Source organism: Bradyrhizobium sp. MOS001 (assembly GCF_004634465.1).
Lineage (GTDB): Bacteria > Pseudomonadota > Alphaproteobacteria > Rhizobiales > Xanthobacteraceae > Bradyrhizobium > Bradyrhizobium barranii.
On record NZ_SPVJ01000006.1, the window covers coordinates 253,843 to 279,558 of the forward strand.

Sequence of the window (25,716 nt, forward strand, 5' to 3'; positions counted from 1 at the left end):
ACGAGACACGCATGGCCGGACATTCCCAATTCAAGAACATCATGCACCGCAAGGGGCGGCAGGATGCCCAGAAGTCGAAGCTGTTCGGCAAGCTGGCGCGGGAAATCACCGTCGCGGCCAAGCTGGGCACGCCCGACCCCAACATGAACCCGCGCCTGCGCGCCGCCATCATCGCGGCGCGCCAGGAGAACATGCCGAAGGACAATATCGAGCGCGCCGTCAAGAAGGCGCTCGGCAATGAGGGCGAGAACTATGACGAGATCCGCTACGAGGGTTACGGCCCCGGCGGCGTCGCCGTCATCGTCGAGGCGCTGACCGACAACCGCAACCGCGCCGCCTCCGACATCCGCTCCTTCTTCACCAAATCGGGCGGCAATCTCGGCGAAACCGGCTCGGTCTCCTTCATGTTCGACCGCACCGGCATCATCGAATACGACCGCAGCGTCGCCTCCGACGACGCCGTGCTGGATGCCGCGATCGAGGCCGGCGCCGACGACGTCGTATCGAGCGAAGGCGGACACGAGATCTACGCCTCGACCGAAGGCTATCGCGACGTCGCCAAGGCGCTGGAAGCCAAGTTCGGCGAGCCGCGCAAGGCCGCCCTGATCTGGAAGCCGCAGAATACGGTCGCGGTCGACGACGAGACCGGCGAGAAGCTTTTGAAGCTGATGGACCTGCTCAACGAGCACGACGACGTCCAGCACGTCTACGCCAATTTCGAGGTGTCGGACGCGCTGTTGGCGAAGATGGGCGGCTGAGGTCGCCACCAGCCCCAGATTCTGCTGTCGTCGCCCGGCTTGACCGGGCGACCCAGTATTCCAGAGACGTCAGAGGGAAACGGAGAAGCCGCGGCGTACTGGATACCCCGCTTTCGCGGGGTATGACCGCGTGTCTTGTGGTCGTCATCGCGGGCACCCAATCGCGACACCCCACTTCCCCTGTTACTTCCGTTCTGTTTCTGTTTCCCCCACCGCAGCCAGCCGCTATCACTGGCCCATGACTGCGCTCCCGATTCGTGGCCCCGTTCGCATCATCGGCATCGACCCCGGCCTGCGCCGCACCGGCTGGGGCGTGATCGAGGCCGAGGGCAATCGTTTGATCTACGTCGCCTGCGGCTCGGTGGAACCACCGGACGATTTGCCGCTGGCGAGCCGGCTGCTCGCAATCCATGAGGGGCTTGCGGCCGTCCTGTCCGGTCACAAGCCGATGGAAGCCGCGGTCGAGCAGACCTTTGTGAACAAGGACGGCGTCGCGACGCTGAAGCTCGGCCAGGCCCGCGGCGTCGCCATGCTGGCGCCCGCGATGTTCGGCATTACCGTCGCCGAATACGCGCCGAACCAGGTCAAGAAGACGGTGGTCGGCGCCGGCCACGCCGACAAGCACCAGATCGCGATGATGCTGAAGATCTTGCTGCCGAAAGCCGAGCCGCCGTCAGCGGACGCCGCCGACGCGCTCGCCATCGCCATTACCCACGCCCATCATCGCCAAAGCACGGCGCTCAGGCTGAAGGTGGTGGGGATATGATCGATCGCCATGCATCGCCGGCGTCATGCCCGGGCTTGTCCCGGGCATCCACGTTCTTTCTCGCCGATGTCAAAGGCGTGGATGGCCGGGTCAAGCCCGGCCATGACGAGAGAGAAGTGCCTGCCGTAGCCGAGGTCCCGAGATGATCGGCAAGCTCAAAGGCCTGATCGATTCCTACGGCGAGGATTATGTGCTCCTCGACGTCGGCGGCGTTGGCTATCAGGTGCATTGCTCGGCCCGCACGCTGCAGCATCTACCCTCGCCCGGCGAGGCCGCGGTGCTGTCGATCGAGACCTATGTCCGCGAGGATCAAATAAAACTGTTCGGCTTCCGCACCGACCAGGAGCGCGAATGGTTTCGCCTGCTTCAGACCGTGCAGGGCGTCGGCGCCAAGGTCGCGCTTGCCGTGCTCGGCACGCTGGCGCCTTCCGACCTCGCCAACGCGATTGCGCTGCGCGATAAGGCCGCGGTGGCACGCACGCCGGGCGTCGGCCCCAAGGTTGCCGAGCGCATCGTTACCGAGCTGAAGGACAAGGCGCCTGCTTTCGCCAATGTCGATCCCGCCGTCGTGCATCTCGCCGGCGCCGTCGACGACCAGCGCGCGCCGCGCCCGGTGGCAGATGCGATCTCTGCGCTGGTCAATCTCGGCTACGGCCAGCCGCAGGCGGCTGCCGCTATTGCATCCGCATCGCGCAGCGCGGGCGAGAGCGCCGAGACCGCGCAACTCATCCGGCTAGGCCTGAAGGAGCTGTCGAAGTGAGCGCGGCCCACGCCAATCCCGTCGCCGCCCTGTTTCGTCGCCTTTCGCGCGTGGCCGGTATCGTCGTGATTTTCTCCATTGTCGGGCCGCTGACGACCGCCGCGTTGATTGCTGTGACGGTAACGGCGCTCGGCGCCGCGGTGCTGCAGATGTTTCTCGTGTTCCTCGAACTGGAAGCACTGCGTGCCCTGGTTTCGATCGCGGTCGTGCTGTTGGCCATCGTCACGATTCTCGCCTCGTTCCTTCCTGCAGTCGTCGCCGGCCTGATATTTGCGTTGGCGGCGGTCTACGCCGATCTCAACATGATCTGGATGGCGTGGCTCGCCGCGGCCGTGGGCGCGGCCGGCTTCGTCATGGTTGGCATGTTCGTCGTGCCCTCCGAAACCTCGGCGGTGATCGTGCCGAGTGTCCGTTCCGCGCCCGAGGCGCTGAAGCTTTCGGCGATGCTCGCCGTCGTCGCCGTCATTCCGGCCAGCCTGTGCTGGTGGCTCGCGAAACCGCTGCATCGTGTTATCCTGCCCGCATGACCACTCCCCCACGCATCGTCACGCCCGAGCGCCGCTCCGATGACGTCGGCGACACCGCGCTACGTCCGCAATCGCTGTCCGACTTCGTCGGCCAGCAGCAGGCGCGCAAGAACCTCTCGATCTTCATCGAGGCGGCGCGCAAGCGCGGCGAGGCGCTGGATCACGTGCTGTTCGTAGGCCCCCCTGGCCTCGGCAAGACCACGCTGGCGCAGATCGTCGCCAAGGAGCTCGGCGTCGGCTTTCGCGCCACCTCGGGTCCGGTGATCGCCAAGGCCGGCGATCTCGCCGCACTCCTCACCAACCTCGAAGAGCGCGACGTGCTCTTCATCGACGAGATCCATCGGCTCAGCCCGGCGGTGGAAGAGGTGCTCTATCCCGCGATGGAGGACTTTCAGCTCGACCTGATCATCGGCGAGGGCCCGGCGGCACGCTCGGTGAAGATCGAGCTGTCGAAATTCACGCTCGTCGGCGCTACCACGCGCGCCGGCCTCCTCACCAATCCCTTGCGCGACCGCTTCGGCATCCCGGTCCGGCTCAATTTTTACACCATCGAAGAGCTGGAAAGCATCGTCACCCGCGGCGCGCGCGTGCTCAATGTCGGCATGAGCGCTGACGGTGCCAACGAGATCGCGCGTCGCGCCCGCGGCACGCCGCGCATCGCCGGCCGCCTGCTGCGCCGCGTGCGCGATTTCGCCTCCGCCGCCGATGCCGCCTCGATCGACCGCAAGATCGCCGATCATGCGCTGAGCGCGCTCGAGGTCGACGCTGCGGGCCTTGACGCCATGGACCGCCGCTATCTCACCACCATCGCGCAGAACTATGGTGGCGGCCCGGTCGGCGTCGAGACGATGGCCGCCGCCTTGTCCGAGCCGCGCGATGCGATCGAGGACATCATCGAGCCTTATCTCATTCAGTGCGGCTATCTCCAGCGCACTCCGCGCGGCCGCCTGCTCACCTCGCACGCCTTCCGCCATCTCGGCATCGCCGAGCCCTCGCGCGATGCCGCGGCACAATTCGGCCTGTTCGGCACGGATGAGAGCGACGACTGATTGCGTTGATGCAAGGTGCGTCGGTTGTCATGAACTTCCGGTAACCTTTGTGCAAACGGTCTGCGCGCAAATGCAGGCCGTCTGCACGAGCGGACCCCAATTCCGCTCCAATCGGACCGCATCACAAAGCTGCATCACCATCGGGCTTCCATGATCACGCGTCGTCATCTCATCCGTTCCATCGGCGGCCTGTCCGCGCTCGGCGTCTCGACCGCGGCCTATGGCGTCGGCGTCGAGCCGCTGCGGCTCCGCGTCACCCGTTATCACCCGACCCCGCGGCAATGGCCGGCGGATTTTCCGCTCAAGATCGCCATCGTCACCGACATTCATGCCTGCGATCCCTGGATGTCGCTGGAGCGGATCGAGGGCATCGTCGATCGCACCAATGCGCTCAACGCCGATGTCATCGTGTTGCTCGGCGACTATGTCGCGGGTGTTCACCAGGTCACGCGCATCATTCCGTCGAGCGAATGGGCCAAGGTGCTCGCGGGCCTCAAGGCACCGCTCGGCGTCCATGCCGTCATGGGCAATCACGACTATTGGGTGGACAGGGCCGTGCAGCAGGCCGGGCACGGGCCGACAGCCGCCCATCGCGCGCTGGAGGCGGCCGGTATTCCCGTCTACGAGAACGACGTCGTGCGTCTCACCAAGGACGGACGCTCCTTCTGGCTCGCGGGCCTCGGCGATCAGCTCGCCTACTATCCCGCGAAGCGCTATGGCCGCGTGCACCGGCTTGGCGCCGACGATCTCGCGGGCACGCTGGCGAAGGTCACCGACGATGCGCCGGTCATCTTGCTCGCCCATGAGCCCAATATCGCGCCGCTCGTACCCGCGCGCGTCGCGCTGCAACTGTCCGGCCATACCCATGGCGGCCAGGTCCGCCTGTTCGGCCGGTCGCCGGCTGTTTCGCCTCAGCACGGCGTGCGGCTCGCCTATGGTCACTTCCGGCTGAAATGCGACGTCATCGTCTCCGGCGGCCTCGGCTGCAGCATCATGCCGGTCCGCGTCGGCGTGCCGCCTGAAATCGTCGAAGTGACGCTGGGAAGGACGCCGGCCGTGGCATAACCTGCGCTTGCGCGGCCGGCTGTTTTTGCGCAAAACGGGTCGGTTGCAAAAAGCGAAGAGGCTCGCGACGTGACAGCCCATCTCGACGGCGAGATCCGCGACGGCCGCCATCACATGCAGGTCCGCGTCTACTACGAGGACACGGATTTTTCCGGCATCGTCTATCACGCCAATTATCTCCGCTACATGGAGCGCGGGCGCACCAATCATCTGCGGCTGATGGGCGCCGAGCAGCAGGCGCTGTTCGACCAGGTCGAAACGGAGGGCGCGGGCTTTGCCTTCGTGGTGCGCTCGATGCATCTGGACTTTCTGAAGCCCGCGCGGATGGACGACGTGCTCGACGTCGTGACGTGGCCGGTTGCGGTGAAGGGCGCCTCCATCATGCTGGCGCAGGAGGTGCGGCGGGCTGAGGACGTGCTGGTGAAAGCCGAGGTGCGCGTCGCCTTCATCAGTGGCGGCCGCGCCCAGCCGATTCCGAAATCGATCCGTATCCTGATGAAGGCCGATCTGATTTCCTGATCGCCCGATAAGTGATCGGCCGATAGGTGATGGCCTATCGACTCCAGCAATTGCAGCGATAGATTGCGGCTCGGACCAACCGATGAGGCCACCATGTCGCGCCCGCCACTTCCACCCTTCACCCGTGAGACCGCCGCGCAAAAGGCGCGCATGGCCGAGGACGCGTGGAATTCGCGCGATCCGGTGAAAGTCTCGCTCGCCTATACCGAGGACAGCCGCTGGCGCAATCGCTCCGAGGTGTTTCAGGGCCGGGAGGCCATCGTCGCGTTCCTCACCCGCAAATGGGAGAAGGAGCGGGAGTATCGCCTGATCAAGGACCTATGGGCCTTCGACGGCAACCACATCGCGGTGCGCTTCCAGTACGAATGGCATGACGCCAGCGGCCAGTGGTATCGCTCCTACGGCAACGAGCAGTGGGAGTTCGACGAGCACGGGCTGATGCGGCGCCGCGAGGCGTCGATCAACGATATCGCGATTGCCGAGAAGGACCGCCGGTTTCACTGGCCGGCGCCGGGACCGCGGCCGGCGGATGTGCCGGGGCTGGGGACGGATCCGTTCTGAGGCGCGTAAACAACTCTCGCCCCTCATGGTGAGGGGCCGCGAAGCGGCGTCTCGAACCATGCAGGCCCCGCCGTTGTTGCATCCGGGCCTCTATCCTTCGAGACGCGCGCGAGAGCGCGCTCCTCAGGATGAGGGGATAGATTTGCGAGCGAGAAACCGCGTGATTGCCCCACCCAGCTTCGCGTTGTCCATCGGCTCCGCCAGCGACTCCCTCGCCGTCGCAACGACATCCTCCGGCGCCTTGCCGTCGCGGAGTTCGCAGCACACTTGCGCAAACTCCACGTCGAATTCCGGATGCGGCTGCACGGTCAGCGTGGTGCCGTTGGCGTAGAGCAGGCCGGCATGCGGGGTGAATTCGGACGAGAGGATCGTCAGCGCATCGCTGGGCGGCTCGACCACCTGGTCCTGATGCGAGGCGGCGATCGCAACCGCTTTGCCGTCGACGACGCCGTTCTCCGGCAGCACCTGATAGACGTGGCGGCCGATGCCCCAGCCCTTCTCCGACTTCTGCACGGTGCCGCCGAGCGCCTGCGCGATCAGCTGATGGCCGAAGCAGACACCGACCATCGGCGTCTTGTTGGCGTAAGCCGTGCGCACGAAATCTTCCAGCGGCGCGATCCAGTCGAGCCCGTCATAGACACCGGCAGCAGCGCCGGTGATCAGCACGGCCTCGAGCTTGCTCGGATCGGGCAGCGCATCGCCATTGGGAATGCTGACGACGTCCACCGTGGCGGTCGGGTCCTCGGCGCGGACCATGCGCTCGAACATGTCGGGAAACGAGCCGTGCTGCTCGCGGTACTTCTGCGGGACCTGTCCGGTCTCGATGATGGTGATGCGTGCCATGTGCCCCCCGGGTCAAAAGGTTGCGAAGCTCAGTCGCTTTCTGCCCCATGTTGCTGGTGTGGCGCTGTGCGTGCCAGCTGTGCGCTCTCTTTCCGGACCTCGTTGAGAAACGCCTTGGCCAGGCGCGACAGCGGCTCGGCTTCCGACCATAGCATATAAGCGACGGCGTGCGTCGTGGGCGTGAACGGCCGCACCACGAGGCCGCTGCCGCCGTTCTGTCGCGGCGAGAACGGATCGACCACGGCGGCGCCGACGCCGGCGGCGGCGAGCACGCAGGCCGTGTTGCAGTAGCGCACCTCGACGGTCGGCTGGAACGGCGCGCCGGTGCGGGCAAAGCTGTCGCGCACGGCCTCGCCGAGGCGCGTGCCGCGCTCGAGCCCGATGAAGGGCATGCCGGAGAGATCGGCGGCCGAGATCACCGGCTTGTCGGCGAGAGGATGCTGCGGCGGCAGGACGCAGACCATCTCGCCGGTATGCACCACCTCATGCGCGATGCCGGGATGATGCGTCAGCCCCAGCGCGAAGCCGAGCTCGGCGACGCGGCTGAGCACCCCCTCGATGATGCCCTCATAGCGCCGCACGTCGAAGAACACGCGCGTCTCCGGGCGGCGGCGAAGGAAGCTTGAGAGCGCCGACGGGATGATGCTGTAGGCCAGCGGCGGCGTCGCGACGAGCGCCAGATGGCCGGAGCGGTTCTCGCGCAGATCGCGGACGCGGTTCTCGAGCTTGGCGTGCAGCGCGAAGATGGCTTCGCTCTCCTTGTAGAGCGCCATCGCCTCCGCGGTCGGAAACAGCCGGTTGTTGACGCGCTCGAACAGCGCAAAGCCCGCCTGCGCCTCCATCGTCTTCAGCGCGTTGCTGACCGCGGGCTGTGACAGCGCCAGTTCGTCCGCCGCCGCCACCGTGGTGCGATGGCGGATGACGGCACGCAGGATCTCGAGCTGACGCAGGTTCATATCACTGCCGATTATATTCTGGGCCAAAACATCATAGCAGAACGAATTGATTTTGCAGCCCCGCTTCCGCGTAATGGTCGCGGATTTGCACGTCGCATCAAAGGGTTCATTCGCCCATTGAGGCAGCACTGCGCACATATTGGAGGCAATCTTGGTTCGTGTCCTTCGCGCCGCCGCCGCACAGATGGGGCCGACGCAAAAAGCCGATACGCGCGAGCATACGCTGGCGCGAATGCTCGACATGCTGGAGGAGGCCGCCGGTCGCGGCGCCAGCCTCGTGGTGTTTCCCGAGCTTGCCTTCACCACCTTCTTCCCGCGCTGGCTGCTCGAAGGCGCCGCGCTCGACCACTATTTCGAGCGCGGCATGCCGAACCCGGCCGTGGCAAAACTGTTCGACCGTGCGCGCGCGCTGCGCGTCGGCTTCTATGTCGGCTATGCCGAGCTGACACCGGACGGTCGCCGTTATAATTGCGCCATCCTGGTCGATCGCGACGGCGAGATTCTCGGCCGTTACCGCAAGGTGCATCTGCCCGGTTCGGTCGAGCCGCGCGAAGGCGCGCGCTACCAGCAGCTCGAGAAGCGCTATTTCGAATATGGCGACCTCGGCTTTCCCGCTTTCCGCGCCGGCTCGGCCTGGGCCCACGCTATCATGGGCATGATGATCTGCAACGACCGCCGCTGGCCGGAATCCTGGCGCGTGCTCGGCCTGCAAGGCGTCGAGCTGGTCTGCATCGGCTACAATTCGGCGGCCTATGACCCCAATGGCGGCGTCACTGAAGATGCGTCCTTGCGCACCTTCCACTCGACGCTGGTGACGCAGGCCAACGCCTACATGAACGCGACCTGGGCGATCTCGGTGGCGAAGGCGGGTGAGGAGGACGGCTCCGGGCTGATCGGCGGCTCCTGCATCGTCGATCCCAACGGCCGCATCGTCGCGCAGGCCCAGACTCTGGCGGACGAAGTCATTGTCGCCGACATCGATCTCGATCTCTGCCGCCAGGGCAAGGACAAGATGTTCAATTTCGCCGCCCACCGGCGGCCGGAGCAATACAGGGTGATCACCGAACGCGCCGGCGTCATCGAGCCGGCCGTTCTCGACGCGGACTGACTGGCACGGCGCTGGCAAAGGACTCAAAGCAAAACGTTGGCAAAGGAGCTGACATGATACGCCTCTCGCTCTCTCTCGGCCTCGCAGTACTGGCTACCGTAACGTCGGCGCAAGCGGCGGAGCTTCCCGCGGAGATCAAGCAGGCGGGCGCGTTGAAGCTCACGGTCAACTCCACCTACGCGCCGATGGAGTACCGCGATCCCGCCACCAACGAGCTCGTCGGGCTCGATGTCGATCTGGCCAACGAACTTGCGAAGCGGCTTGGCGTAAAGATCGTCTGGAGCGAGACGCCGTTCGCCGAGTTGATCCCGTCGCTCCAGACCAGGCGCGCGGACTTCATCATCTCCGGCATCTCCGACCGCGCCTCGCGGCGCGAGACCGCCGATTTCGTCGACTACCTCGCGACCGGCCCGCAGTTCTTCGTGATGGCGGACAATGCGGCCAAGGACGCGGCGGATCTCTGCGGCAAGAAGGTCGGCACCACCCGCAGCACCAGCTTCCCGGTCGAGATCGAGAAGTGGAGCAAGCAGAACTGCGAGCCGGCCGGCAAGCCGGCGATTCAGTACGTCCCGGGCGAGAACTCGATCGACGTCCGCAACCAGCTCAAGCAGGGTCGCATCGACGCCGCCGTGCAGGGCAGCGAGACGCTGCCTTACGCGCAGACGCAGGAGCCCGGCAAATATCGCGTCGTCGGCGAGCCCTTCGCCAAAGGCTACCAGGGCATCATGTTCCGCAAGGACGATGCGGCTTTGCGCGAGGTGGTGACGGAGAAGCTCACGGCGATGATCGCCGACGGCGCCTACAAGGCCGTTCTCGACAAATGGGGCCTGGGGGCCAACGCGGTGGCCCAGCCCATGCTGAATGCGGCGCCGCAATGAAGCCGGTGCCGGCACTCGCGGAGGGTTTCCCTGATCTGTCGGGGATGCGGATCGCGCGCGAGCCGCACTGGTTTCGCTGGCTCAGCGCTGCCCTGATCGTCGTCGTGCTGGCGGCGATCGTGCGCGCCTTCGCCGGCGGTCAGATCGAATGGTCCTATGTCAGTCGCTTCCTGACCGCAAAAGTCATTCTCGAAGGCATCGTCAACACGATGGTGATGGCGGTGCTGGCGATGGCGCTCGGCATTGTCCTCGGCGTCGTCGTCGCGGTCATGCGGCTGTCGCCCAATCCGGTGCTGAAGACGGTCGCGGCGGGCTACACCTGGCTGTTCCGTGGTACGCCGCTGATCCTGCAACTGCTATTGTGGTTCAACCTCGCGCTGGTGTTTCCGACCATCGGCATTCCCGGCCTGTGGTCTGCGCGCGCGGTCGACGTCATGACGCCGTTCCTTGCCGCGCTGCTCGGGCTCGGCATCAACCAGGGCGCCTATACGTCCGAGGTGATGCGCGCCGGCATGCTGTCGGTCGACATCGGGCAATACGAGGCGGCGCAGGCGATCGGCATGGGGCGGCTGCGCGCGCTGCGCCGGATCATCCTGCCGCAGGCGATGCGGGTGGTGATCCCGCCGCTCGGCAACGAGTTCATCGGCATGGTGAAAGCGACCTCGCTCGCGAGCGTCATCCAGTATCCGGAACTGCTGCACAACGCCGAGAACATCTACTACGCCAATTCGCGCGTCATCGAGCTGCTGATCGTTGCTGGGCTCTGGTACCTGCTCGTGGTCTCGATCCTGACGCCGCTCCAGATGCTGCTCGAACGCCGTTTTGCCCGCGGCACATTGCGGCTGGCGCGATGACAAAACCCCTCGTCGCGATCCGCTCCGTCAGCAAGAGCTTTGGCGAGTTCCAGGCTCTCAGAAGCGTCTCGCTCGACGTCTGGCCCGGCGAGGTGATGTGTTTGATCGGCGCCTCCGGCTCCGGCAAGACCACGCTGCTCCGTTGCATCAATCAGCTTGCCGCGATCGATGCCGGCGGCATCTGGCTCGACGGCGAGCTGCTTGGCGTGCGCGAGCAAAGCGGACGGCTCTATCGCCTCAGCGAGCGGGAGATCGGGCGGCAGCGGCTCAAGACCGGCATGGTGTTCCAGCGCTTCAACCTGTTTCCGCACAAGACCGCGCTGGAGAATATCACCGAAGGTCCACTTCAGGTGCAGGGGCGCAAATCCGACGAGGTGCGCGCGGAGGCGCTCGAACTGCTCCGGCGCGTCGGATTGTCCGCCAAGGCGGACTGGTATCCCGCGCAGCTCTCCGGCGGCCAGCAGCAGCGCGTGGCGATTGCGCGTGCGCTCGCCATGAAGCCGATGCTGATGCTGTTCGACGAGCCGACCAGCGCGCTCGATCCGGAGCTCGTCGGCGAGGTGCTCGCGGTCATGAAGGAGCTGGCGAAGAGCGGCATGACCATGATGGTGGTGACGCACGAGCTCGGCTTCGCGCGCGAGGTCGCCGACCGCGTCGTCTACATGGACCAGGGCGCGATCGTCGAGCAGGGGCGCGCCTCGGACGTATTGGGTGCGCCGCGCGAGGAGCGCACCAAGGCATTTCTTTCGGCAGTGATCTGAGATGGGGGCGTGTTGATGAAGAGACTTTGGGTTGCGGCGGCGCTTTTCGGCGCCATGACCGTTTCGGCATTGGCGATCGAGCTGCCGGCGGAGATCGCCAAGCGCGGCAGCCTCAAGGTGGCGCTGGTGCCGAACTATCCGCCGATGGAGTTCCGCGATCCCGCCACCAACGCGCTGTCCGGCTTCGACATCGATCTCGGCGAAGCCATCGGCCGCAAGCTCGGCGTCAAGATCGAATGGCAGGAGACCAGCTTTGCCGAGTTCATGCCGTCGATCTCGACCGGGCGCGTGGACGCCATTCTGTCCGGCTTCACGGACTACGCGAGCCGTCACGACATCGCGTCCTTCGTCGATTATCTCAGGAGCGGCCCGCAGTTCTTCGTGCAGCAGTCGCGCAAGGCGGAGTTCAAGGACGCGGCATCGCTCTGCGGCAAGAAAGTCGGCGCCAGCCGCCGGACCATGTTCCCGGCGCAGATCGCGGCGTGGAGCGAGAAGAATTGCGGCGGCAATCCGATCCAGTTCGTGGGCACCGACGGCTCGGCCGACGCGCGGACCCAGCTCAGGCAGGGCCGCATCGATGCCGCCGCCCAGGGCAACGAGACGCTGCCCTACATCATGGACCTCGAGCCCGGCGCCTATGCGTCCGTAGGCGAGCCCATCGCGCAGCAATTCACCGGCATCGCCCTGCCGGTCAAGGAAAAGGCACTTCAGCAGGCCATTCTCGAAGCGGTCGATGCGCTGATCGCCGACGGCACCTACAAGACCCTGCTTGCCAAGTGGAAACTGAACGACAACGGATTAGAGAAGGCGACCATCAATGCTGGACAGTAAGGCACTCAAGAGCATCCCGCTCGTTCCGGCCAACACCGCCGATCTCGCGCCGGAATATCCCTGGCCGAAGCCGTACACTTCGGCGATGTTCCTGTCCTTCGACGTCGACGCGGAGAGCGCGTGGACCAGCAAGGACGCGGTGCACGCGCAGCGGCTCATCACCATGAGCTATGGCGGCTATGAGGCCCGCGTCGGTACGCCCAAACTCTTGGAGCTGCTCGACCAGCTCGATCTCAAGGCGACCTTCTTCGTCACGGGATGGTCGGTCGACGCGCATCCGGCGATGGCGGAATCCATCCTCAAGGCGGGCCACGAGATCGGCCATCACGGCTATCACCACCTGCTGCCCGATCCCGGCGATCCCTGGATCGAGGAGGAGCTGGAGCGCGGCTTCGAGGCGCTGAAGCGCCGGCTCGGCGTCAGGCCGACCGGCTATCGCGCGCCCTATGGCGAGTTCACCGAGGAGCTGCGCGCAGCACTCGTACGTCATGGCATCGTCTACACGTCCTCATTCCGCGACGACGTGCGGCCTTACCGCCATCGTCTCGCCGACGGCAAGCCCGGCACGATCGAGCTGCCGGTCACCGCGAGCTATGACGACTGGATGCACGGCCTCTCTGCCCGCTTCAGCCCGCGCTCGATCTTCCCCAAGGAGCACGTGCTTTCGATCTGGAAGGACGAACTCGACGAAACCAGGGATTGGGGCGCGATGGTGACGACCGTGCTGCATCCGCAATGCAGCGGCCGTCCGATGCGGCTACGCCTGCTGCGCGAGTTCCTGACCTACGCAAAGTCGTGCCCGGATGTCTGGATCACGACCGGCGAGAAGATCGCGGAAAACTTCCTGCGCCACGAAGCCGGTAACCGCTGAGCAGTACCATGACCCGTCGTCGCATCCTCGTCATCAACCCCAACTCCTCGGCGTCGGTGACGGCGGCTATCGACGAGGCGGTCGCGCCGTTGCGCATCGCCGGCGGACCTGACATCGAGGTGGTCGGCCTCGCCGAGGGACCGCCGGGCATCAGCTCGCAGCGCGATGCCGACAGCGTCGTCATGCCGCTGGTCAACCGCGTCACGCGCGACAATGCGGATGCTTTCGTGCTCGCCTGCTTCAGCGATCCCGGCTTGCATGCGGTGCGCGAGGCGGCAGGCCGCCGTCCGGTGCTGGGCATCGCCGAATGCGGCATCTTTCGCGCGCTGATGCTGGGCGAACGTTTTGGCGTCATCGCGCTGTCGCCGTCGAGCATCCGCCGCCAGCAACGCATGGCGCGGGTGATGGGCGTCGACAGCCGTTACGCCGGAAGCTGGTCGGTCGGCGCGAGTGCCGCGGAGACAGCGGGTGCCGACATCCGCGGCCGCTTGATCGACGCCGGCCGCGCGCTGGTCACGCAATGCCGCGCCGATGTCGTGGTGATGGGCTGCGCTGGCATGGCGTCGCACCGCGCGGCGATCGCGGACGCGATCGGCGTACCCGTGATCGAGCCGGCGCAGCAGGCTGTGGCCGCTGCGATCGGCGCGGTCTTGTTGAACACGTAAGATCCTTCAGGAGCCTCTCGTAATGCCTATCTCCCGCCGCTCGCTCCTCAAGGCTGCCGCAACAGTGCCGGCGCTGTCGCTGCCGGGCATCGTCCGCGCCGAAACGCAGAGTACCTTGCGCTTCATTCCCGTCATCGACCTCGCCTTCGTCGACCCCATCTATTCGACCGCGCAGGTGTCGCGAAACCACGGCTTCATGGTCTACGATACGCTCTATGGCATGAGCTCCTCGCTGCAGGTCTCGCCGCAGATGCTGTCGGGCCACGCCATCTCCGCTGACTTGCTGCAATGGGACCTCAGCTTGCGCGACGGCCTGTTGTGGCACGATGGCGAACGTGTGCTGGCCCGCGACGGCGTCGCCAGCATCCGCCGCTGGGCCGCGCGCGACGGCTTTGGCGGTGAACTGCTGGAGGCGACCGCCGAGCTCTCGGCTGCCGACGACCGCACCATCCGTTTCCGTCTCAAGCGTCCGTTCCCGCTGCTGCCGCAGGCGCTCGGCAAGGCCGCGATCAATCCCTGCTTCATGATGCCGGAGCGGCTGGCGAGCCAGGACCCGTTCAAGCCGCTGACCGAGGTGATCGGCAGTGGCCCGTTCCGCTATCTCGCCGACGAGCGCGTGCAGGGCGCGCGCAACGCCTATGCCAAATTCGAGCGCTACCAGCCGCGCACCGACGGCAAGCCGGATTGGACCGCGGGACCGAAGATCGTGCACTACGATCGCGTGGTCTGGACCACGACGCCCGATGCCGGCACCGGCGTCGCCGCGCTCCAGACCGGCGAGCAGGACTGGCAGGAGACCACGCCGCACGATCTGCTGCCGATCATCAAGGCGGCCGGCGATATCGAGACGCGCATCCTTGACCCCAGAGGCTACGCCTGCATGCTGCGCCTCAATCATCTTCAGCCTCCGTTCGACAATCCTGCTGTTCGCCGCGCGCTGCTGGGTGCGATCGACCAGTCCGCGTTCATGACGGCCGTGGCCGGTACCGATCCGGCTTTCCAGGTCTCGCCGATCGGCTATTTCGCGCCGGATACCCCGATGGCGAGCGACGTCGGCCTCGACGTGTTCCGCGGTCCGCGCGACTACGCCAAGGTCAAGGCCGAGCTGAAGGCCGCGGGCTACAATGGCGAGAAGGTCGTGGTGCTGGTCCCCACCAACTCGCTGGCGCAAAAACCGCTCGGCGAGATCGCGGTCGACAGCTTGCGCAAGGCCGGCATGAACGTCGAATATGCCGGGCTCGATTTCGCCGTCGTGTTGCAGCGCCAGCTCAAGAAGGACCCGATCGGGCAGGGCGGCTGGAGTGCGGCGGTCGGCAACTGGCAGGGCATCGACTGGCTCAATCCGGCCGGCAACACCAACATCCGCGGCGAAGGCAAGGTCGCCGGCTGGTATGCGAGCGAGAGGATGGGGCCGTTGCGCAGCCAGTGGCTGGCGGCCTCCGAGCTTGCCGAGCAGCAGCGCATCTGCCGCGAGATCCAGGCGGTGGCGTTCGAGGAAATCCCCTATATTCCGATCGGCCTGTACAAGCAGCCGACCGCCTATCGCAAAGCCATCACCGGCATTCTCGACGGCACCGCCGTCTTCTGGAACGTACGCCCCGCATGAGCACCACAGCAATCTTCGGCAGCTATGTGCTGTCACGGAAAGACGGCGTGCAGGATGTGCTGCGCGACCACTGGATCTTGGTCGAAGGCAAGAAGATTGCCGCAATCATGCGCAGCAAGCCGAGTGCGGATCAAACTTACGATCGCCCCGGCCGCTTCGTGCTGCCCGGTCTCTTGAACCTGCACAATCACTGCTTCTCCGAAGCGGTGGCGCGCAGCCACACCGAGGACGGCAACGGTCGCAAGAACAACCAGAGCATCGTCTATACGGTGCTGTTGCCGCTGACCAAGCGCGGCGCCGATATCCTGTCGGCGGAAGAGCGCCTCGCGGTCGCCCGGCTCGGCATCCTTCAGCTCCTCAAGGGCGGCGCCACCACCGTGATGGAGCCGTTCCGCAATTCAATTCCGGAGATGTTCGATGCGGCGGAGGAAATGGGCATCCGCTTCTACGGCGCGCCCTATTTGTTCTCGACGTCAGATGCCAAGGCGGGCCCTGATGGCGTGGTGCATTATTCCGGCGACGACGGCACCGCCGACATGGCAACGTGGGACGCGCTCTATCAGCGCTGGAACAATCGCGGCGACGGGCGCATCAGTCTTGCCATGAGTCCGCACGCCACCGACACCTGTGGCCCCGATCTGCTGAAAGCCTGCGCCGCACGGGCGCGCGAGCTTGGCGCGCCCATCACGACGCACATGGCGCAGAGCCGCGCCGAGGTCGAGACCATCGGCAATCGCTATGGCGGCCGCACGCCGGCGCAATATCTGGACTGGCTCGGCCTGCTGGCGCCAGACCTGATGGCGGCGCACTGCATGTTCAGCTCAGACGACGATCTCAAGCTGATGGCCGCGCGCGGCATGACCGTGCTGAATTGCCCGCGCGTGTTCGCGCGCGCCGGCGTCACTGCAGCGTTCAGCCGTTTTGCCGAGCACGGCGTGCGCACCGTGGTCGGCACCGACGGCTACAACATGGATCTGCTCGGCGAGCTCAACGCGGCCTCGCTGATCTCCAAGGTCACGTCACAGCGCGCCGATGTCGCCAATTCGCCGGAACTGATCGAGGCCAACACGGCCGTGGCCGCCGACGTCATCAAGCGGCCTGATCTCGGCCGGATCGAGCCGGGCGCGACGGCCGATCTCACCGTCGTCGATCTCACCCATCCGCATCTTCAGCCGCTGTTCGATCCGCGCCGCGCGCTGATCGCGCTCGCCAACCGCGCCAACATCGATCAGGTCATGGTCGACGGCCGCATGCTAGTCGATGAGGGATGCTATCTCGGCGCGGACGAAGCGGCGATCACCGCGGCGGGCAGTGCGGCGATCGGCAAGATCTGGGACCTGCCGGAGGCGCAGGCCGCGTTCAACGGCTGAGTGTTGCGTCGTCCTCGAATTCAACCAGCGCCTTGCGCATGGTCTCGACCAGATCGAGCGCCACCGGCGAGGGGCTGCGCTGCGCCGGAAAGACCGCGGAGAATTCGAAGTCGATGCGCGGCAGGAAGCGGCGCACGACGACGCCGCGGGTGGAAAATTCCTGCGCGGTGAAGGGATCGCAGATCGCGACGCCAAGCCCTGATGACACCATGCCGCACATGATCTCCGACAGCGTGGTCTCGACCCTGAGCACGCGGCGGACGTCGTGGCGATGGAAGACCTGGTCGACGAGGTGACGGCTCGACGACCCCGCCGACAGCGAGATGAACGTCTCGCCCTCGAAATCGCGCGGCTCCAGAACTTGCTTCTCCGCGAGGCGATGACCGGTCGGCAGCACCGCGACGCGCGCCAACGCGGGCAGCCGCTGGCTCGGCAGGCCGGAATGGGCGATCGGCACCTCGGCAAAGCCGATGTCGCATTGATTGTTGAGCACCCAATCGACCACGATCGGCGAGATCACGCCGAAGAAGGCGAGGTTGAGGTTGGGCCGTTCTTTCAGGAAATGTCCGGCGAGCCGCGGCAGATAGCCGTTCGACAGCGCCGGCAGCGCGGCGATGCGCAGCGAGCCGGTGCGGCGGCCACGGATTTCCTCGGCGGCCGCCGTGATGCGCTCGAGCCCGACGAAGGAGCGCTCCACTTCGGTATAAAGCGCCATCGCCGCGGCGGTCGGCACGAGGCCAGTGCCGCGCCGCTCGAACAGCTCCATTTTCAGCAGCGCCTGGAGGTCGCGCAGCAGCCGGCTGACCGCCGGCTGCGTCACGGTCATCAGCGCCGCCGCCTCAGTCACGCTGCCCGTCAGCATCGTCGCGCGGAAGGCCTCCACCTGCCGCGAATTGATCCGCGCCATCCCAATTTCTATCCATAACATTTAGGCATGCAGAGGGTGCCATTATTCATTGGACGATGGAAGCCAGGGTTTGCGATCTTTTTCATCAGGACTGGAGACAGCCCGCTTTTTCGGCAGATTGGAGGGGTTCGAACCTCCAGATCGCGCCAAAACCTAGCGAACAGGGGCCGGAGCCCTGTCCGGAGAGGGGTTTGCGCGGAAGGAAATGCGGAAGGCGCCTCAGTCAGAGATTTGTCGGCACGTCACCTCATTCCGGTATTGGAGATCGGTCCATATGAAGACTCTCAGCCTTCTGACCGCGGTCAGCATCGCAGCGCTCATTGCCGTCCTGTCGGCCGCCTCGGCCCAGCAGAAAACGCTCTATGTCGCCGGTTACGGCGGCTCGTTCGAGAAGACCATCCGCGATGAGGTGATCCCGGCCTTCGAGAAGGAGAATGGCGTCAAGGTCGAGTACGTCGCCGGCAACTCCACTGACACGCTGGCCAAGCTCCAGGCGCAGAAGGGCAATCAGCAGATCGACGTCGCCATCGTCGACGACGGCCCGATGTACCAGGCGATCCAGCTCGGCTTCTGCGGCAAGCTCGAAGGCTTGCCGGCCGCCGATCTCTATGACACCGCGCGCTTCAAGGACGATCGCGCCGTTGCGATCGGCATCGTCGCGACCGGCCTGATGTACAACACCAAGGTGTTCGCCGAGAAAGGCTGGGCGCCGCCGACCTCCTGGAACGATCTGAAGGACACGAAATACGCAAAACAGCTCGTGATCCCGCCGATCAACAACACCTACGGTCTCGAAGCGCTGGTGATGCTGTCGAAGATGAACGGCGGCGGCGAGACCAACGTCGATTCCGGCTTCAAGATCTTCAAGGAGCAGATCAATCCGAACGTGCTCGCCTATGAGCCGTCGCCGGGCAAGATGACCGAGCTGTTCCAATCCGGCCAGGCCGTGATCGCGGTGTGGGGCACGGGCCGCGTGCAGAGCTTTGCCAACACCGGCTTCCCCGTCGACTTCGTTTATCCGAAGGAAGGCGCGGCGACGCTGCTGACGACGGCGTGTCCGATCACCAAGCCGAATGCCTCGCCGCTCGCCTCCAACTTCGTCAAGATGCTGCTCGACCCAAAAATCCAGCTCGTGATGCTGAAGGACTACGGCTACGGCCCGGTGCTGAAATCACTGGTGGTACCGCCGGAGCTCGGCAAGATGGCGCCGATCGGCGAGCGCGCGGCAAAGCTCTATAATCCGGACTGGACTGTGATCAACGAGAAGCGCGAGGAGTGGACCAAGCGCTGGAATCGCGAGGTCGAGCGTTGATCTGATCGTAGCGGAGGCAGCGCATGGCCTATCTCGAGCTCGATCGGGTCGCAAAACAGTTCGGCGCGCAGACTGTGGTCGATGACTTCAGTCTGTCGGTGGGGAAGGGGGAGTTCATCTCCTTCCTCGGCCCGTCCGGCTGCGGCAAAACCACGACCCTGCAGATGATCGCGGGCTTCCTCGATCCCACACGCGGCGCGATCCGCCTGGAGGGCAAGGACCTGACCGCGATCCATCCCGCGAAGCGCGGGCTCGGCATTGTGTTCCAGAGCTACGCGCTGTTTCCGCACATGACGGCGGCGGAGAACGTCGCGTTCGGCCTCGAGATGCGCAACGTGCCGCGCGCCGAAAGAGCCGAGCGCGTCCGCGCCGCGCTCGCGATGGTTGGCCTCGCAGGCTACGAGGACCGCCATCCGCGCCGCATGTCCGGAGGTCAGCAGCAGCGCGTGGCCCTGGCGCGCGCGCTGGTGATCAAGCCGAGTGTGCTGCTGCTCGACGAGCCGCTGTCCAATCTCGACGCAAAACTGCGCGAGGAGATGCAGATCGAGCTGCGCCAGATCCAGCGCACCATCGGCACCACGACGATCCTGGTCACCCACGACCAGAACGAGGCGATGTCGCTGTCCGACCGCATCGTGGTGATGAGCCAGGGCCGCATCGAGCAGATCGGCTCGCCGCAGGAGACCTATGAGAAGCCGGCCTCGGCCTTCGTCTCGCAGTTCCTCGGCAAGACCAACGATTTTGCGGCGACGATTGATCGGACCGCGACGCCGGTGCGGCTGGTTGCCGGCTCCTGGAACGCGCCGGCGCCGGCCGGGCTCAGTGGCCCTGTCACTGTCAGCATTCGCCCTGAACGGATCGGCTTTGGCGATACGGGGCTCAGCGCAAAGATCGTCACGCGTATCTTTCAGGGCAATCACTGGCTGTTCCAGTGCGACAGCGAATGCGGGCCCGCGATCGTGATTCGCCAGAATGACGGGACGGTGCCGCCGGTTGAGGGCGAGGCGGTTCGCCTCGTCTGGCGGCCCGAGGACATGAGCGTGCGCGCGAGGGCCGGCGCATGAGCACGGCCGCTGACGAGCGCAACGCGCGTGCGCCATGGGCGCTGACCGCGCCCGCCTTGATGCTGTTCGTCGGCGTGCTGCTGATTCCGCTGGCGATGACGGTGATGCTGTCGTTCCACGACTGGGGCCAGTACAAGGGCATCGAGCCGGTCTTCATCCTCAAGAACTGGCACGAGATCGCGACCGATCCCTATTACGCAGAAATGTTCTGGCGGACGTTTCGCATCGCGATCCTGACAACGCTACTCACCGCTTTGCTCGGCGCACCCGAAGCCTACATCCTCAATCGCATGAGCGGCCGCTGGAAGAGCTTTTTCCTGCTGATCATCCTCGGGCCGCTCTTGATCTCAGTGGTGGCGCGGACGCTCGGCTGGGCGCTGCTGTTCGGCGGCAACAACGGCCTCGTCAACAAGCTCCTGATGTCGGCAGGCGTGATCCGCTCGCCCATTCCCTTCATGTTCACCGAGACAGGGATGGTGGTTGCGCTCGCCCATGTGATGATGCCGTTCATGGTGCTGTCGGTGTGGGCCGCGCTCCAGCGGCTCAACCCGCAGATCGAGAACGCGGCGATGTCGCTCGGTGCGGGGCCCGTGACCATCATCCGCCGCATCATCATGCCGCAGATCATGCCGGGCGTGCTGTCGGGGGCGATCATCGTGTTTTCGCTCTCGGCCAGTGCCTTCGCGACGCCGGCGATCATCGGCGGCCGTCGGCTCAAGGTCGCGGCGACGCTGGCCTATGACGAATTCCTCAACACGCTGAACTGGCCGCTCGGTGCAGCGGTCGCAACGCTGCTGCTGGTCGCGCTGGTGCTGATCGTCGTCGGAAGCAACGCGCTGATCGAGCGCCGCTACGCGGAGGTGTTCCGATGAGCCGGAACGGCCCGCTCGCGCTGATCTTCCACACCATCTTCGTCGTCGTCATGGTCGCGCCGATCCTCGTGGTCTGCCTCGTTGCTTTCACGCCGGAAGGCTTTCTGTCGCTGCCGACCAACGGCTTTTCGCTGCGCTGGTTCAGGGCGATCGCCAACTATCCCGAGTTCATCCATGCCTTCTGGGTGAGCCTGGGGCTCGGTGCGCTCTCGTCCTTCGTGGCGCTGCTGTTCGCGGCGCCGGCGGCGCTGGCGATCGCGCGTTATCGCTTCCGCGGCCGCGATGCGCTCGCGGCGCTGTTCCTGTCGCCGCTGATGATCCCGCATGTCGTGCTCGGCATCGCCTTCCTGCGCTTCTTCACCTCGGCTGGCCTCGGCGGCAGCTTTGCCGCGCTGATCATCGCGCATGTCATCATCGTGTTTCCGTTCGCGCTGCGGCTGACGCTGGCGGCGGCGACCGGCATGGACCTCTCGGTCGAGATGGCCGCAGTCTCGCTCGGCGCCAACGGCTGGACGCTGTTTCGCCGCGTGACGCTGCCGCTGATCCTGCCCGGCGTCATCAGCGGCTGGGCGCTCGCCTTCATCCAGTCGTTCGATGATCTCACCATGACCGTCTTCCTCGCGGCACCCGGCACCGAGACGTTGCCGGTGCGTATGTTCCTTTATATCCAGGACAACATCGATCCGCTGGTGACGTCGGTCTCGGCCTGCGTGATCGCTGTTACCATGACCGCCCTCATTCTGCTCGACCGCTTCTACGGGCTCGACCGTGTGCTCGCCGGCAAGGGCGATACGGGACGATAGGAGAACTCATGTCCAGGGATTATGACGTCGCCGTTGTCGGCGGCGGATTGCTCGGCTCCGCTATCGCCTGGGGCCTCGGCCGGCTCGGCAAGAGCGTGGCCGTGCTCGACGAAGGCGACATCACCAAGCGCGCCTCGCGCGCGAACTTTGCGCTGGTCTGGGTGCAGAGCAAGGGACTGGGCATGCCGGCCTACACGGTCTGGACCGTGCAGGCGTCGCAAGCGTGGAGCAGGCTCGCCGCGGAACTGAAGCAGCAAACCGGACTCGATGTCTCGCTTCAGCAGAATGGCGGCTTTCATCTCACGCTCGGCGACGACGAATTCGGCCAGCGCACCGAGCTGGTCAAGCGCATGCATAATCAGACCGGCGCCGCCGACTACAAGATGGAGATGCTCTCCGCAACTGAAGTGAAGAAGTCGCTGCCGCTGATCGGGCCGGAAGTTTCCGGCGGCAGCTATTGTCCGCTCGACGGCCACGTCAATTCGCTGCGGACCTTCCGCGCGTTTCACACCGGCTTCAGGGCGTTCGGCATCGACTATTTTCCGGAGCGTCCGGTCTCGGCGATCAGCAAGAGCGGCGGCGAATTCCGCCTGACCACGCCGAAGGGCGAGTTGCGCGCCGCCAAGATCGTGCTCGCCGCCGGCAATGCCAACCAGACATTGGCGCCGATGGTCGGCCTCTACGCGCCGATGGGCCCGACCCGCGGCCAGATCGTGGTGACCGAGCGCACCATGCCGTTCCTCCCACATCCGCTGACCACGATCCGCCAGACCGACGAGGGTACGGTGATGATCGGCGACAGCAAGGAGGACGAGCTCGACGATCGCGCCCTGAAGCATTCGGTCAGTGCCGTGATGGCCGATCGCGCGCAAAGGATGTTTCCGCATCTGGCGCGGCTCAACGTGGTCAGGAGCTGGGCCGGCATCCGCGTCATGCCGCAGGACGGCTTTCCGATCTACGACCAGTCGGAGACGCATCCCGGTGCCTTCGTCGCCTGCTGCCATTCCGGCGTGACGCTGGCCTCCAACCACGCCTTCGAGATCGCGCGCATGGTCGCAGCTGGCGCGCTCGAGCCGGAGTTGGTCGGCGCGTTCTCGGCCAGCCGTTTCGGCGCCGCCGGTGCTGCGAACAACAGCGGCTATTAGAGATATCTAAAGGAGCCAAGAGGCATCCCATGTTTAGACGATCCGAACAGGACAAGCGACCGCAGGTCCAGATCTTCGTGGATGGCACGGCCATCGCGGCGCGCCAGGGCGACACCGTCTCCGCCGCGCTGCTGGCCTCCGGCTGTGATGCGCGCCGTTCCACCGCAGTGAGCGGCGCGCCCCGTCTGCCCTATTGCATGATGGGCGTGTGCTTCGACTGCCTCGTCACCATCGACGGCGTCGGTAACCGCCAGGGCTGCCTCGTGCCCGTCGCCGAGGGCATGCAGATCGAGATTCAGAAGGGCAAGCGGGAGATCGGAAAATGACTGTAGCTCCCAAGCGCGAAGCCTATGACGTCGTGGTGATCGGCGCCGGGCCCGCCGGCCTCGCGGCCGCTGCGACGTCCGCCGAAGCCGGCCTGTCGACGCTGCTGCTCGACGAGAACATCGGCCCCGGCGGCCAGGTGTTTCGTGCCATCTCGTCGACGCCGGTGACAGAGCGCAGTCAGCTCGGCGCCGACTATTGGGTCGGTGCCGACCTCGTTCAGTCGCTCCGCGCGAGCCGCGCCGAGGTTATCCATCGCGCCACCGTCTGGAGCCTCGACCGCAATCTCGAGATCGCCGTCTCGATCGGCGGTGCGTCCGCTTTTCTCAAGGCGCAGCGCGTGATCCTTGCGACCGGTGCGCTGGAGCGGCCGTTCCCGATTCCCGGCTGGACCTTGCCGGGCGTGATGACCGCGGGCGCGGCGCAGACGATGCTGAAATCATCGGCCCTGGTGCCTGACGGACGCACGGTGATCGCGGGGCAGGGGCCTCTGCTCTGGCTGCTCGCCGCGCAGATCTTGCGGCTGGGCGGCCGCATCGACCGCATCCTCGACACCACCGAGCGCGGCAACTACTTCGCCGCGTTGCCGCATGCCTTCGCCTTCCTGACCTCGCCCTATTTCACCAAGGGCCTGTCGATGATGCGCGAGGTGAAGGCGAAGGTGCAGGTCGTCTCCGGCGTCACCGAGCTCTCAGCATCCGGTGATGGCCAGCTCGCGAATGTGAGCTATGTCGCGGGTGGTAAGCGCGAGACCATTCCTGCCGATCTTCTGCTGTTGCATCAGGGCGTCGTGCCCAACGTCAATCTGGCGATGGCCGCCGGTATTGAGCATCGCTGGGATGATCTGCAATTGTGCTGGTCTCCGGTACTCGACGCGAGCGGCAATTCGTCGGTCGCGGGCATCGCGATCGCTGGTGACGGCGCCGGCATCGGTGGTGCCAATGCGGCTGTGGTCCGTGGCCGCATCGCGGCGCGCGCGGCGGTGGAGGCATTGGCGCCTGCGGTTGTGACAAAACTTGCGCCGATGGCGACGCTCCGCGCCGATCTCGCCAAGGCCGAGCGCGGCCGCGTCTTCCTCGACATGCTGTTCCGCCCCGCGCCGCAGTTCCGCATTCCCTCGGGCGACACCATCGTCTGCCGCTGCGAGGAAGTCACCGCGAAGGACATTCTCGATGCCGTCGCCATTGGCGCGACTGGCCCGAACCAGCTCAAGGCCTATCGCCGCACCGGCATGGGGCCGTGCCAGGGCCGGCTCTGCGGCCTCACGGTCACCGAGTTGATGGCGCAGGCGCGGGGCAAGACGGCACAGGAGATCGGCTATTACCGGCTGCGCGCGCCGGTCAAGCCGATCACGCTCGCCGAGCTCGCCTCCGTCCCGAAGAGCGAGGCCGACGTCAAGGCGGTGGTGCGCGGATGACCCAAAACGTGGATGCGATCGTCGTCGGCGGCGGCATCCACGGATGCTCGACCGCGCTGCATCTGTGCCTCGCCGGCATGAAGCCGGTGCTGATCGAGAAAGACTACGCCGGCCGCCATGCTTCCGGCGTCAATGCCGGCGGCGTCCGCCAGCTCGCGCGCCACATCCCGGAAATCCCGCTCTCGATCCGCTCGATGGGGATCTGGGAGAAGATCACCGATCTCCTCGACGACGATTGCAGCTTTGAGAGTTACGGTCAGGTTCTCGTCGCGGAGAACGAGGAGGAGCTCGCGGTCTGCCGCGCGCGGGTCGCCGAGCTGAACGCGCTTGGCTTCACCCATGAAGAGCTGATCGACGCGACTGAATTGCGGCGGCTGGTGCCGGCCGTGGCTGAGACATGTCCGGGCGGCGTGGTGTCGCGCCGCGATGGGGCCGCCAATCCGGCGCAGACAACGACGGCGTTCCGGCGCAAGGCCGAGCAGCTCGGCGCGACCGTGCGCGAGGGCATGGCGGCCAGCAACATCCGTCAGAGCGGCGGCCTCTGGCACGTCGATGTCGGCACTGAAACCTTTGCCGCGCCGGTGCTCGTCAATGCCGCCGGCGCCTGGGCCGGAAACATTGCGGCCGCACTCGGCGAGCCCGTTCCGGTCGAGACCGTGGCGCCGATGCTGATGATCACCTCGCGCGTGCCGCACTTCATCGACCCCGTCGTGATCCTGCGCGGGCGCAAACTGTCCTTCAAGCAATTCTCCAACGGCACCGTGCTGATTGGCGGCGGCCATCTGGCGACGCCCTATCAGGATCGCAACGAGACCGTGCTGGACTGGAAGAGCCTCGCGATCAGCGCGCGCACCGTGTTCGAGCTGTTCCCGGTGATGCGCAGCGCGACGATCGTCCGCGCCTGGGCCGGCATCGAGGCGAAGATGAAGGACGATATCCCCGTGTTCGGACCAAGCAGCCGCCACAAGGGCCTCTATCATCAGTTCGGCTTCTCGCTGCACGGTTTTCAGCTCGGCCCCGGCGCCGGTGCCGTGATGGCCGAGTTGATCGTCAATGGCGGCACCCAGACCCGAATCGGCGATCTCGGCATCGGCCGTTTCCATCCTTCCACGCTCTAAGAAGAG

General features: G+C 65.7%; 28 protein-coding genes. 25 read left to right on the top strand and 3 right to left on the bottom strand.

The window, feature by feature from the left end:
* Positions 1–11: 11 nt before the first annotated feature.
* The 8 genes from CT676_RS12180 to CT676_RS12220 all read left to right on the top strand — a co-directional run bounded on the left by CT676_RS12180 (position 12) and on the right by CT676_RS12220 (position 6,005).
* Positions 12–758, top strand: coding sequence for a YebC/PmpR family DNA-binding transcriptional regulator (locus tag CT676_RS12180; RefSeq protein ID WP_135214717.1), 747 nt, complete (start codon positions 12–14; stop codon positions 756–758).
* A gap of 238 nt (positions 759–996) precedes the next feature.
* A complete protein-coding gene (gene ruvC, locus CT676_RS12190) occupies positions 997–1,524 on the top strand; it encodes a crossover junction endodeoxyribonuclease RuvC (protein WP_028157463.1) in 528 nt (175 codons plus the stop codon).
* A gap of 142 nt (positions 1,525–1,666) precedes the next feature.
* Positions 1,667–2,284 (top strand): Holliday junction branch migration protein RuvA, encoded by a 618-nt coding sequence (gene ruvA / locus CT676_RS12195; RefSeq protein WP_063981036.1) that lies wholly within the window; start codon positions 1,667–1,669, stop codon positions 2,282–2,284.
* Positions 2,281–2,811: a hypothetical protein gene (locus CT676_RS12200; RefSeq protein ID WP_135214718.1), complete on the top strand. Its 531-nt coding sequence runs from the start codon at positions 2,281–2,283 to the stop codon at positions 2,809–2,811. The genes ruvA and CT676_RS12200 overlap by 4 nt, the downstream gene beginning before the upstream one ends.
* The gene (gene ruvB, locus CT676_RS12205) at positions 2,808–3,860 is read left to right on the top strand and encodes a Holliday junction branch migration DNA helicase RuvB (RefSeq protein ID WP_085401794.1); all 1,053 of its coding nucleotides are present in this window, start codon (positions 2,808–2,810) and stop codon (positions 3,858–3,860) included. The genes CT676_RS12200 and ruvB overlap by 4 nt, the downstream gene beginning before the upstream one ends.
* A 150-nt stretch (positions 3,861–4,010) precedes the next feature.
* Positions 4,011–4,925 carry a metallophosphoesterase gene (locus CT676_RS12210; RefSeq protein WP_135214719.1) on the top strand — a complete coding sequence of 305 codons (915 nt, stop codon included), beginning with the start codon at positions 4,011–4,013 and terminating at the stop codon, positions 4,923–4,925.
* Positions 4,926–4,994: 69 nt separating this feature from the next.
* A complete protein-coding gene (gene ybgC / locus CT676_RS12215; protein ID WP_135214720.1) occupies positions 4,995–5,444 on the top strand; it encodes a tol-pal system-associated acyl-CoA thioesterase in 450 nt (149 codons plus the stop codon).
* A 93-nt stretch (positions 5,445–5,537) separates the two neighbouring features.
* On the top strand, positions 5,538–6,005 hold the full coding sequence (locus CT676_RS12220; protein ID WP_063981040.1) for a nuclear transport factor 2 family protein: 468 nt from the start codon (positions 5,538–5,540) through the stop codon (positions 6,003–6,005).
* Between the two features lie 123 nt (positions 6,006–6,128).
* On the opposite strand, the gene CT676_RS12225 is transcribed toward CT676_RS12220, so the two are convergent.
* Both CT676_RS12225 and CT676_RS12230 read right to left on the bottom strand, forming a co-directional pair.
* Complete coding sequence (locus CT676_RS12225; RefSeq protein WP_135214721.1) at positions 6,129–6,848, bottom strand: type 1 glutamine amidotransferase; 720 nt, start codon at positions 6,846–6,848, stop codon at positions 6,129–6,131.
* 29 nt (positions 6,849–6,877) lie between these two features.
* Positions 6,878–7,804: a LysR family transcriptional regulator gene (locus CT676_RS12230; protein ID WP_135214722.1), complete on the bottom strand. Its 927-nt coding sequence runs from the start codon at positions 7,802–7,804 to the stop codon at positions 6,878–6,880.
* Positions 7,805–7,955: 151 nt separating this feature from the next.
* On the opposite strand from CT676_RS12230, the gene CT676_RS12235 reads away from it, so the two are divergent.
* The 9 genes from CT676_RS12235 to CT676_RS12275 are packed head-to-tail and all read left to right on the top strand — an operon-like array spanning position 7,956 to position 16,748.
* Positions 7,956–8,912 (top strand): N-carbamoyl-D-amino-acid hydrolase, encoded by a 957-nt coding sequence (locus tag CT676_RS12235; protein WP_135214723.1) that lies wholly within the window; start codon positions 7,956–7,958, stop codon positions 8,910–8,912.
* Positions 8,913–8,965: 53 nt separating this feature from the next.
* Positions 8,966–9,790, top strand: coding sequence for an ABC transporter substrate-binding protein (locus CT676_RS12240; RefSeq protein ID WP_135214724.1), 825 nt, complete (start codon positions 8,966–8,968; stop codon positions 9,788–9,790).
* Positions 9,787–10,644, top strand: a complete 858-nt coding sequence (locus CT676_RS12245; RefSeq protein WP_167768036.1) for an amino acid ABC transporter permease — start codon at positions 9,787–9,789, stop codon at positions 10,642–10,644. Before CT676_RS12240 ends, CT676_RS12245 begins: the two co-directional genes overlap by 4 nt.
* A complete protein-coding gene (locus CT676_RS12250; RefSeq protein WP_135214726.1) occupies positions 10,641–11,405 on the top strand; it encodes an amino acid ABC transporter ATP-binding protein in 765 nt (254 codons plus the stop codon). Before CT676_RS12245 ends, CT676_RS12250 begins: the two co-directional genes overlap by 4 nt.
* 15 nt (positions 11,406–11,420) lie before the next feature.
* Positions 11,421–12,236: an ABC transporter substrate-binding protein gene (locus CT676_RS12255; RefSeq protein WP_167768037.1), complete on the top strand. Its 816-nt coding sequence runs from the start codon at positions 11,421–11,423 to the stop codon at positions 12,234–12,236.
* Entirely contained in the window at positions 12,223–13,107 is an 885-nt protein-coding gene (locus CT676_RS12260; RefSeq protein ID WP_135214728.1) for a polysaccharide deacetylase, read from the top strand. Before CT676_RS12255 ends, CT676_RS12260 begins: the two co-directional genes overlap by 14 nt.
* Before the next feature lie 8 nt (positions 13,108–13,115).
* A complete protein-coding gene (locus tag CT676_RS12265; protein ID WP_135214729.1) occupies positions 13,116–13,772 on the top strand; it encodes an aspartate/glutamate racemase family protein in 657 nt (218 codons plus the stop codon).
* Between the two features lie 22 nt (positions 13,773–13,794).
* On the top strand, positions 13,795–15,378 hold the full coding sequence (locus CT676_RS12270) for an ABC transporter substrate-binding protein (protein WP_135214730.1): 1,584 nt from the start codon (positions 13,795–13,797) through the stop codon (positions 15,376–15,378).
* A complete protein-coding gene (locus CT676_RS12275; protein WP_135214731.1) occupies positions 15,375–16,748 on the top strand; it encodes an amidohydrolase family protein in 1,374 nt (457 codons plus the stop codon). The genes CT676_RS12270 and CT676_RS12275 overlap by 4 nt, the downstream gene beginning before the upstream one ends.
* Here CT676_RS12275 and CT676_RS12280 read toward each other — a convergent pair.
* On the bottom strand, positions 16,738–17,655 hold the full coding sequence (locus CT676_RS12280) for a LysR substrate-binding domain-containing protein (RefSeq protein WP_028161125.1): 918 nt from the start codon (positions 17,653–17,655) through the stop codon (positions 16,738–16,740). The genes CT676_RS12275 and CT676_RS12280 overlap by 11 nt on opposite strands.
* Positions 17,656–17,929: 274 nt before the next feature.
* Here CT676_RS12280 and CT676_RS12285 point away from each other — a divergent pair, with 274 nt between their 5' ends.
* The 8 genes from CT676_RS12285 to CT676_RS12320 are packed head-to-tail and all read left to right on the top strand — an operon-like array spanning position 17,930 to position 25,710.
* Positions 17,930–18,967 (top strand): ABC transporter substrate-binding protein, encoded by a 1,038-nt coding sequence (locus tag CT676_RS12285; protein ID WP_135214732.1) that lies wholly within the window; start codon positions 17,930–17,932, stop codon positions 18,965–18,967.
* A 23-nt stretch (positions 18,968–18,990) separates the two neighbouring features.
* Entirely contained in the window at positions 18,991–20,031 is a 1,041-nt protein-coding gene (locus CT676_RS12290) for an ABC transporter ATP-binding protein (protein WP_135214733.1), read from the top strand.
* Positions 20,028–20,903 (top strand): ABC transporter permease, encoded by an 876-nt coding sequence (locus CT676_RS12295; protein WP_135214734.1) that lies wholly within the window; start codon positions 20,028–20,030, stop codon positions 20,901–20,903. Before CT676_RS12290 ends, CT676_RS12295 begins: the two co-directional genes overlap by 4 nt.
* Complete coding sequence (locus CT676_RS12300; protein WP_135214735.1) at positions 20,900–21,706, top strand: ABC transporter permease; 807 nt, start codon at positions 20,900–20,902, stop codon at positions 21,704–21,706. Before CT676_RS12295 ends, CT676_RS12300 begins: the two co-directional genes overlap by 4 nt.
* 8 nt (positions 21,707–21,714) lie before the next feature.
* Positions 21,715–22,851: an FAD-dependent oxidoreductase gene (locus CT676_RS12305; RefSeq protein WP_135214736.1), complete on the top strand. Its 1,137-nt coding sequence runs from the start codon at positions 21,715–21,717 to the stop codon at positions 22,849–22,851.
* A gap of 29 nt (positions 22,852–22,880) precedes the next feature.
* Complete coding sequence (locus CT676_RS12310) at positions 22,881–23,177, top strand: (2Fe-2S)-binding protein (protein ID WP_063981059.1); 297 nt, start codon at positions 22,881–22,883, stop codon at positions 23,175–23,177.
* A complete protein-coding gene (locus CT676_RS12315) occupies positions 23,174–24,592 on the top strand; it encodes a (2Fe-2S)-binding protein (protein ID WP_135214737.1) in 1,419 nt (472 codons plus the stop codon). The genes CT676_RS12310 and CT676_RS12315 overlap by 4 nt, the downstream gene beginning before the upstream one ends.
* Positions 24,589–25,710 carry an FAD-dependent oxidoreductase gene (locus tag CT676_RS12320; protein WP_135214738.1) on the top strand — a complete coding sequence of 374 codons (1,122 nt, stop codon included), beginning with the start codon at positions 24,589–24,591 and terminating at the stop codon, positions 25,708–25,710. Before CT676_RS12315 ends, CT676_RS12320 begins: the two co-directional genes overlap by 4 nt.
* Positions 25,711–25,716: the final 6 nt, after the last annotated feature.

What these genes read in the sequence shown, in the direction of transcription:
- CT676_RS12180 (WP_135214717.1), top strand. Translation starts at nt 12, where the DNA reads ATGGCCGGACATTCCCAATTCAAGAACATCATGCACCGCAAGGGGCGG.
- ruvC (WP_028157463.1), top strand. Translation starts at nt 997, where the DNA reads ATGACTGCGCTCCCGATTCGTGGCCCCGTTCGCATCATCGGCATCGAC.
- ruvA (WP_063981036.1), top strand. Translation starts at nt 1,667, where the DNA reads ATGATCGGCAAGCTCAAAGGCCTGATCGATTCCTACGGCGAGGATTAT.
- ruvB (WP_085401794.1), top strand. Translation starts at nt 2,808, where the DNA reads ATGACCACTCCCCCACGCATCGTCACGCCCGAGCGCCGCTCCGATGAC.
- CT676_RS12210 (WP_135214719.1), top strand. Translation starts at nt 4,011, where the DNA reads ATGATCACGCGTCGTCATCTCATCCGTTCCATCGGCGGCCTGTCCGCG.
- CT676_RS12220 (WP_063981040.1), top strand. Translation starts at nt 5,538, where the DNA reads ATGTCGCGCCCGCCACTTCCACCCTTCACCCGTGAGACCGCCGCGCAA.
- CT676_RS12225 (WP_135214721.1), bottom strand. Translation starts at nt 6,848, where the DNA reads ATGGCACGCATCACCATCATCGAGACCGGACAGGTCCCGCAGAAGTAC.
- CT676_RS12230 (WP_135214722.1), bottom strand. Translation starts at nt 7,804, where the DNA reads ATGAACCTGCGTCAGCTCGAGATCCTGCGTGCCGTCATCCGCCATCGC.
- CT676_RS12240 (WP_135214724.1), top strand. Translation starts at nt 8,966, where the DNA reads ATGATACGCCTCTCGCTCTCTCTCGGCCTCGCAGTACTGGCTACCGTA.
- CT676_RS12245 (WP_167768036.1), top strand. Translation starts at nt 9,787, where the DNA reads ATGAAGCCGGTGCCGGCACTCGCGGAGGGTTTCCCTGATCTGTCGGGG.
- CT676_RS12250 (WP_135214726.1), top strand. Translation starts at nt 10,641, where the DNA reads ATGACAAAACCCCTCGTCGCGATCCGCTCCGTCAGCAAGAGCTTTGGC.
- CT676_RS12255 (WP_167768037.1), top strand. Translation starts at nt 11,421, where the DNA reads ATGAAGAGACTTTGGGTTGCGGCGGCGCTTTTCGGCGCCATGACCGTT.
- CT676_RS12260 (WP_135214728.1), top strand. Translation starts at nt 12,223, where the DNA reads ATGCTGGACAGTAAGGCACTCAAGAGCATCCCGCTCGTTCCGGCCAAC.
- CT676_RS12265 (WP_135214729.1), top strand. Translation starts at nt 13,116, where the DNA reads ATGACCCGTCGTCGCATCCTCGTCATCAACCCCAACTCCTCGGCGTCG.
- CT676_RS12270 (WP_135214730.1), top strand. Translation starts at nt 13,795, where the DNA reads ATGCCTATCTCCCGCCGCTCGCTCCTCAAGGCTGCCGCAACAGTGCCG.
- CT676_RS12275 (WP_135214731.1), top strand. Translation starts at nt 15,375, where the DNA reads ATGAGCACCACAGCAATCTTCGGCAGCTATGTGCTGTCACGGAAAGAC.
- CT676_RS12280 (WP_028161125.1), bottom strand. Translation starts at nt 17,655, where the DNA reads ATGGCGCGGATCAATTCGCGGCAGGTGGAGGCCTTCCGCGCGACGATG.
- CT676_RS12285 (WP_135214732.1), top strand. Translation starts at nt 17,930, where the DNA reads ATGAAGACTCTCAGCCTTCTGACCGCGGTCAGCATCGCAGCGCTCATT.
- CT676_RS12290 (WP_135214733.1), top strand. Translation starts at nt 18,991, where the DNA reads ATGGCCTATCTCGAGCTCGATCGGGTCGCAAAACAGTTCGGCGCGCAG.
- CT676_RS12295 (WP_135214734.1), top strand. Translation starts at nt 20,028, where the DNA reads ATGAGCACGGCCGCTGACGAGCGCAACGCGCGTGCGCCATGGGCGCTG.
- CT676_RS12300 (WP_135214735.1), top strand. Translation starts at nt 20,900, where the DNA reads ATGAGCCGGAACGGCCCGCTCGCGCTGATCTTCCACACCATCTTCGTC.
- CT676_RS12305 (WP_135214736.1), top strand. Translation starts at nt 21,715, where the DNA reads ATGTCCAGGGATTATGACGTCGCCGTTGTCGGCGGCGGATTGCTCGGC.
- CT676_RS12310 (WP_063981059.1), top strand. Translation starts at nt 22,881, where the DNA reads ATGTTTAGACGATCCGAACAGGACAAGCGACCGCAGGTCCAGATCTTC.
- CT676_RS12315 (WP_135214737.1), top strand. Translation starts at nt 23,174, where the DNA reads ATGACTGTAGCTCCCAAGCGCGAAGCCTATGACGTCGTGGTGATCGGC.
- CT676_RS12320 (WP_135214738.1), top strand. Translation starts at nt 24,589, where the DNA reads ATGACCCAAAACGTGGATGCGATCGTCGTCGGCGGCGGCATCCACGGA.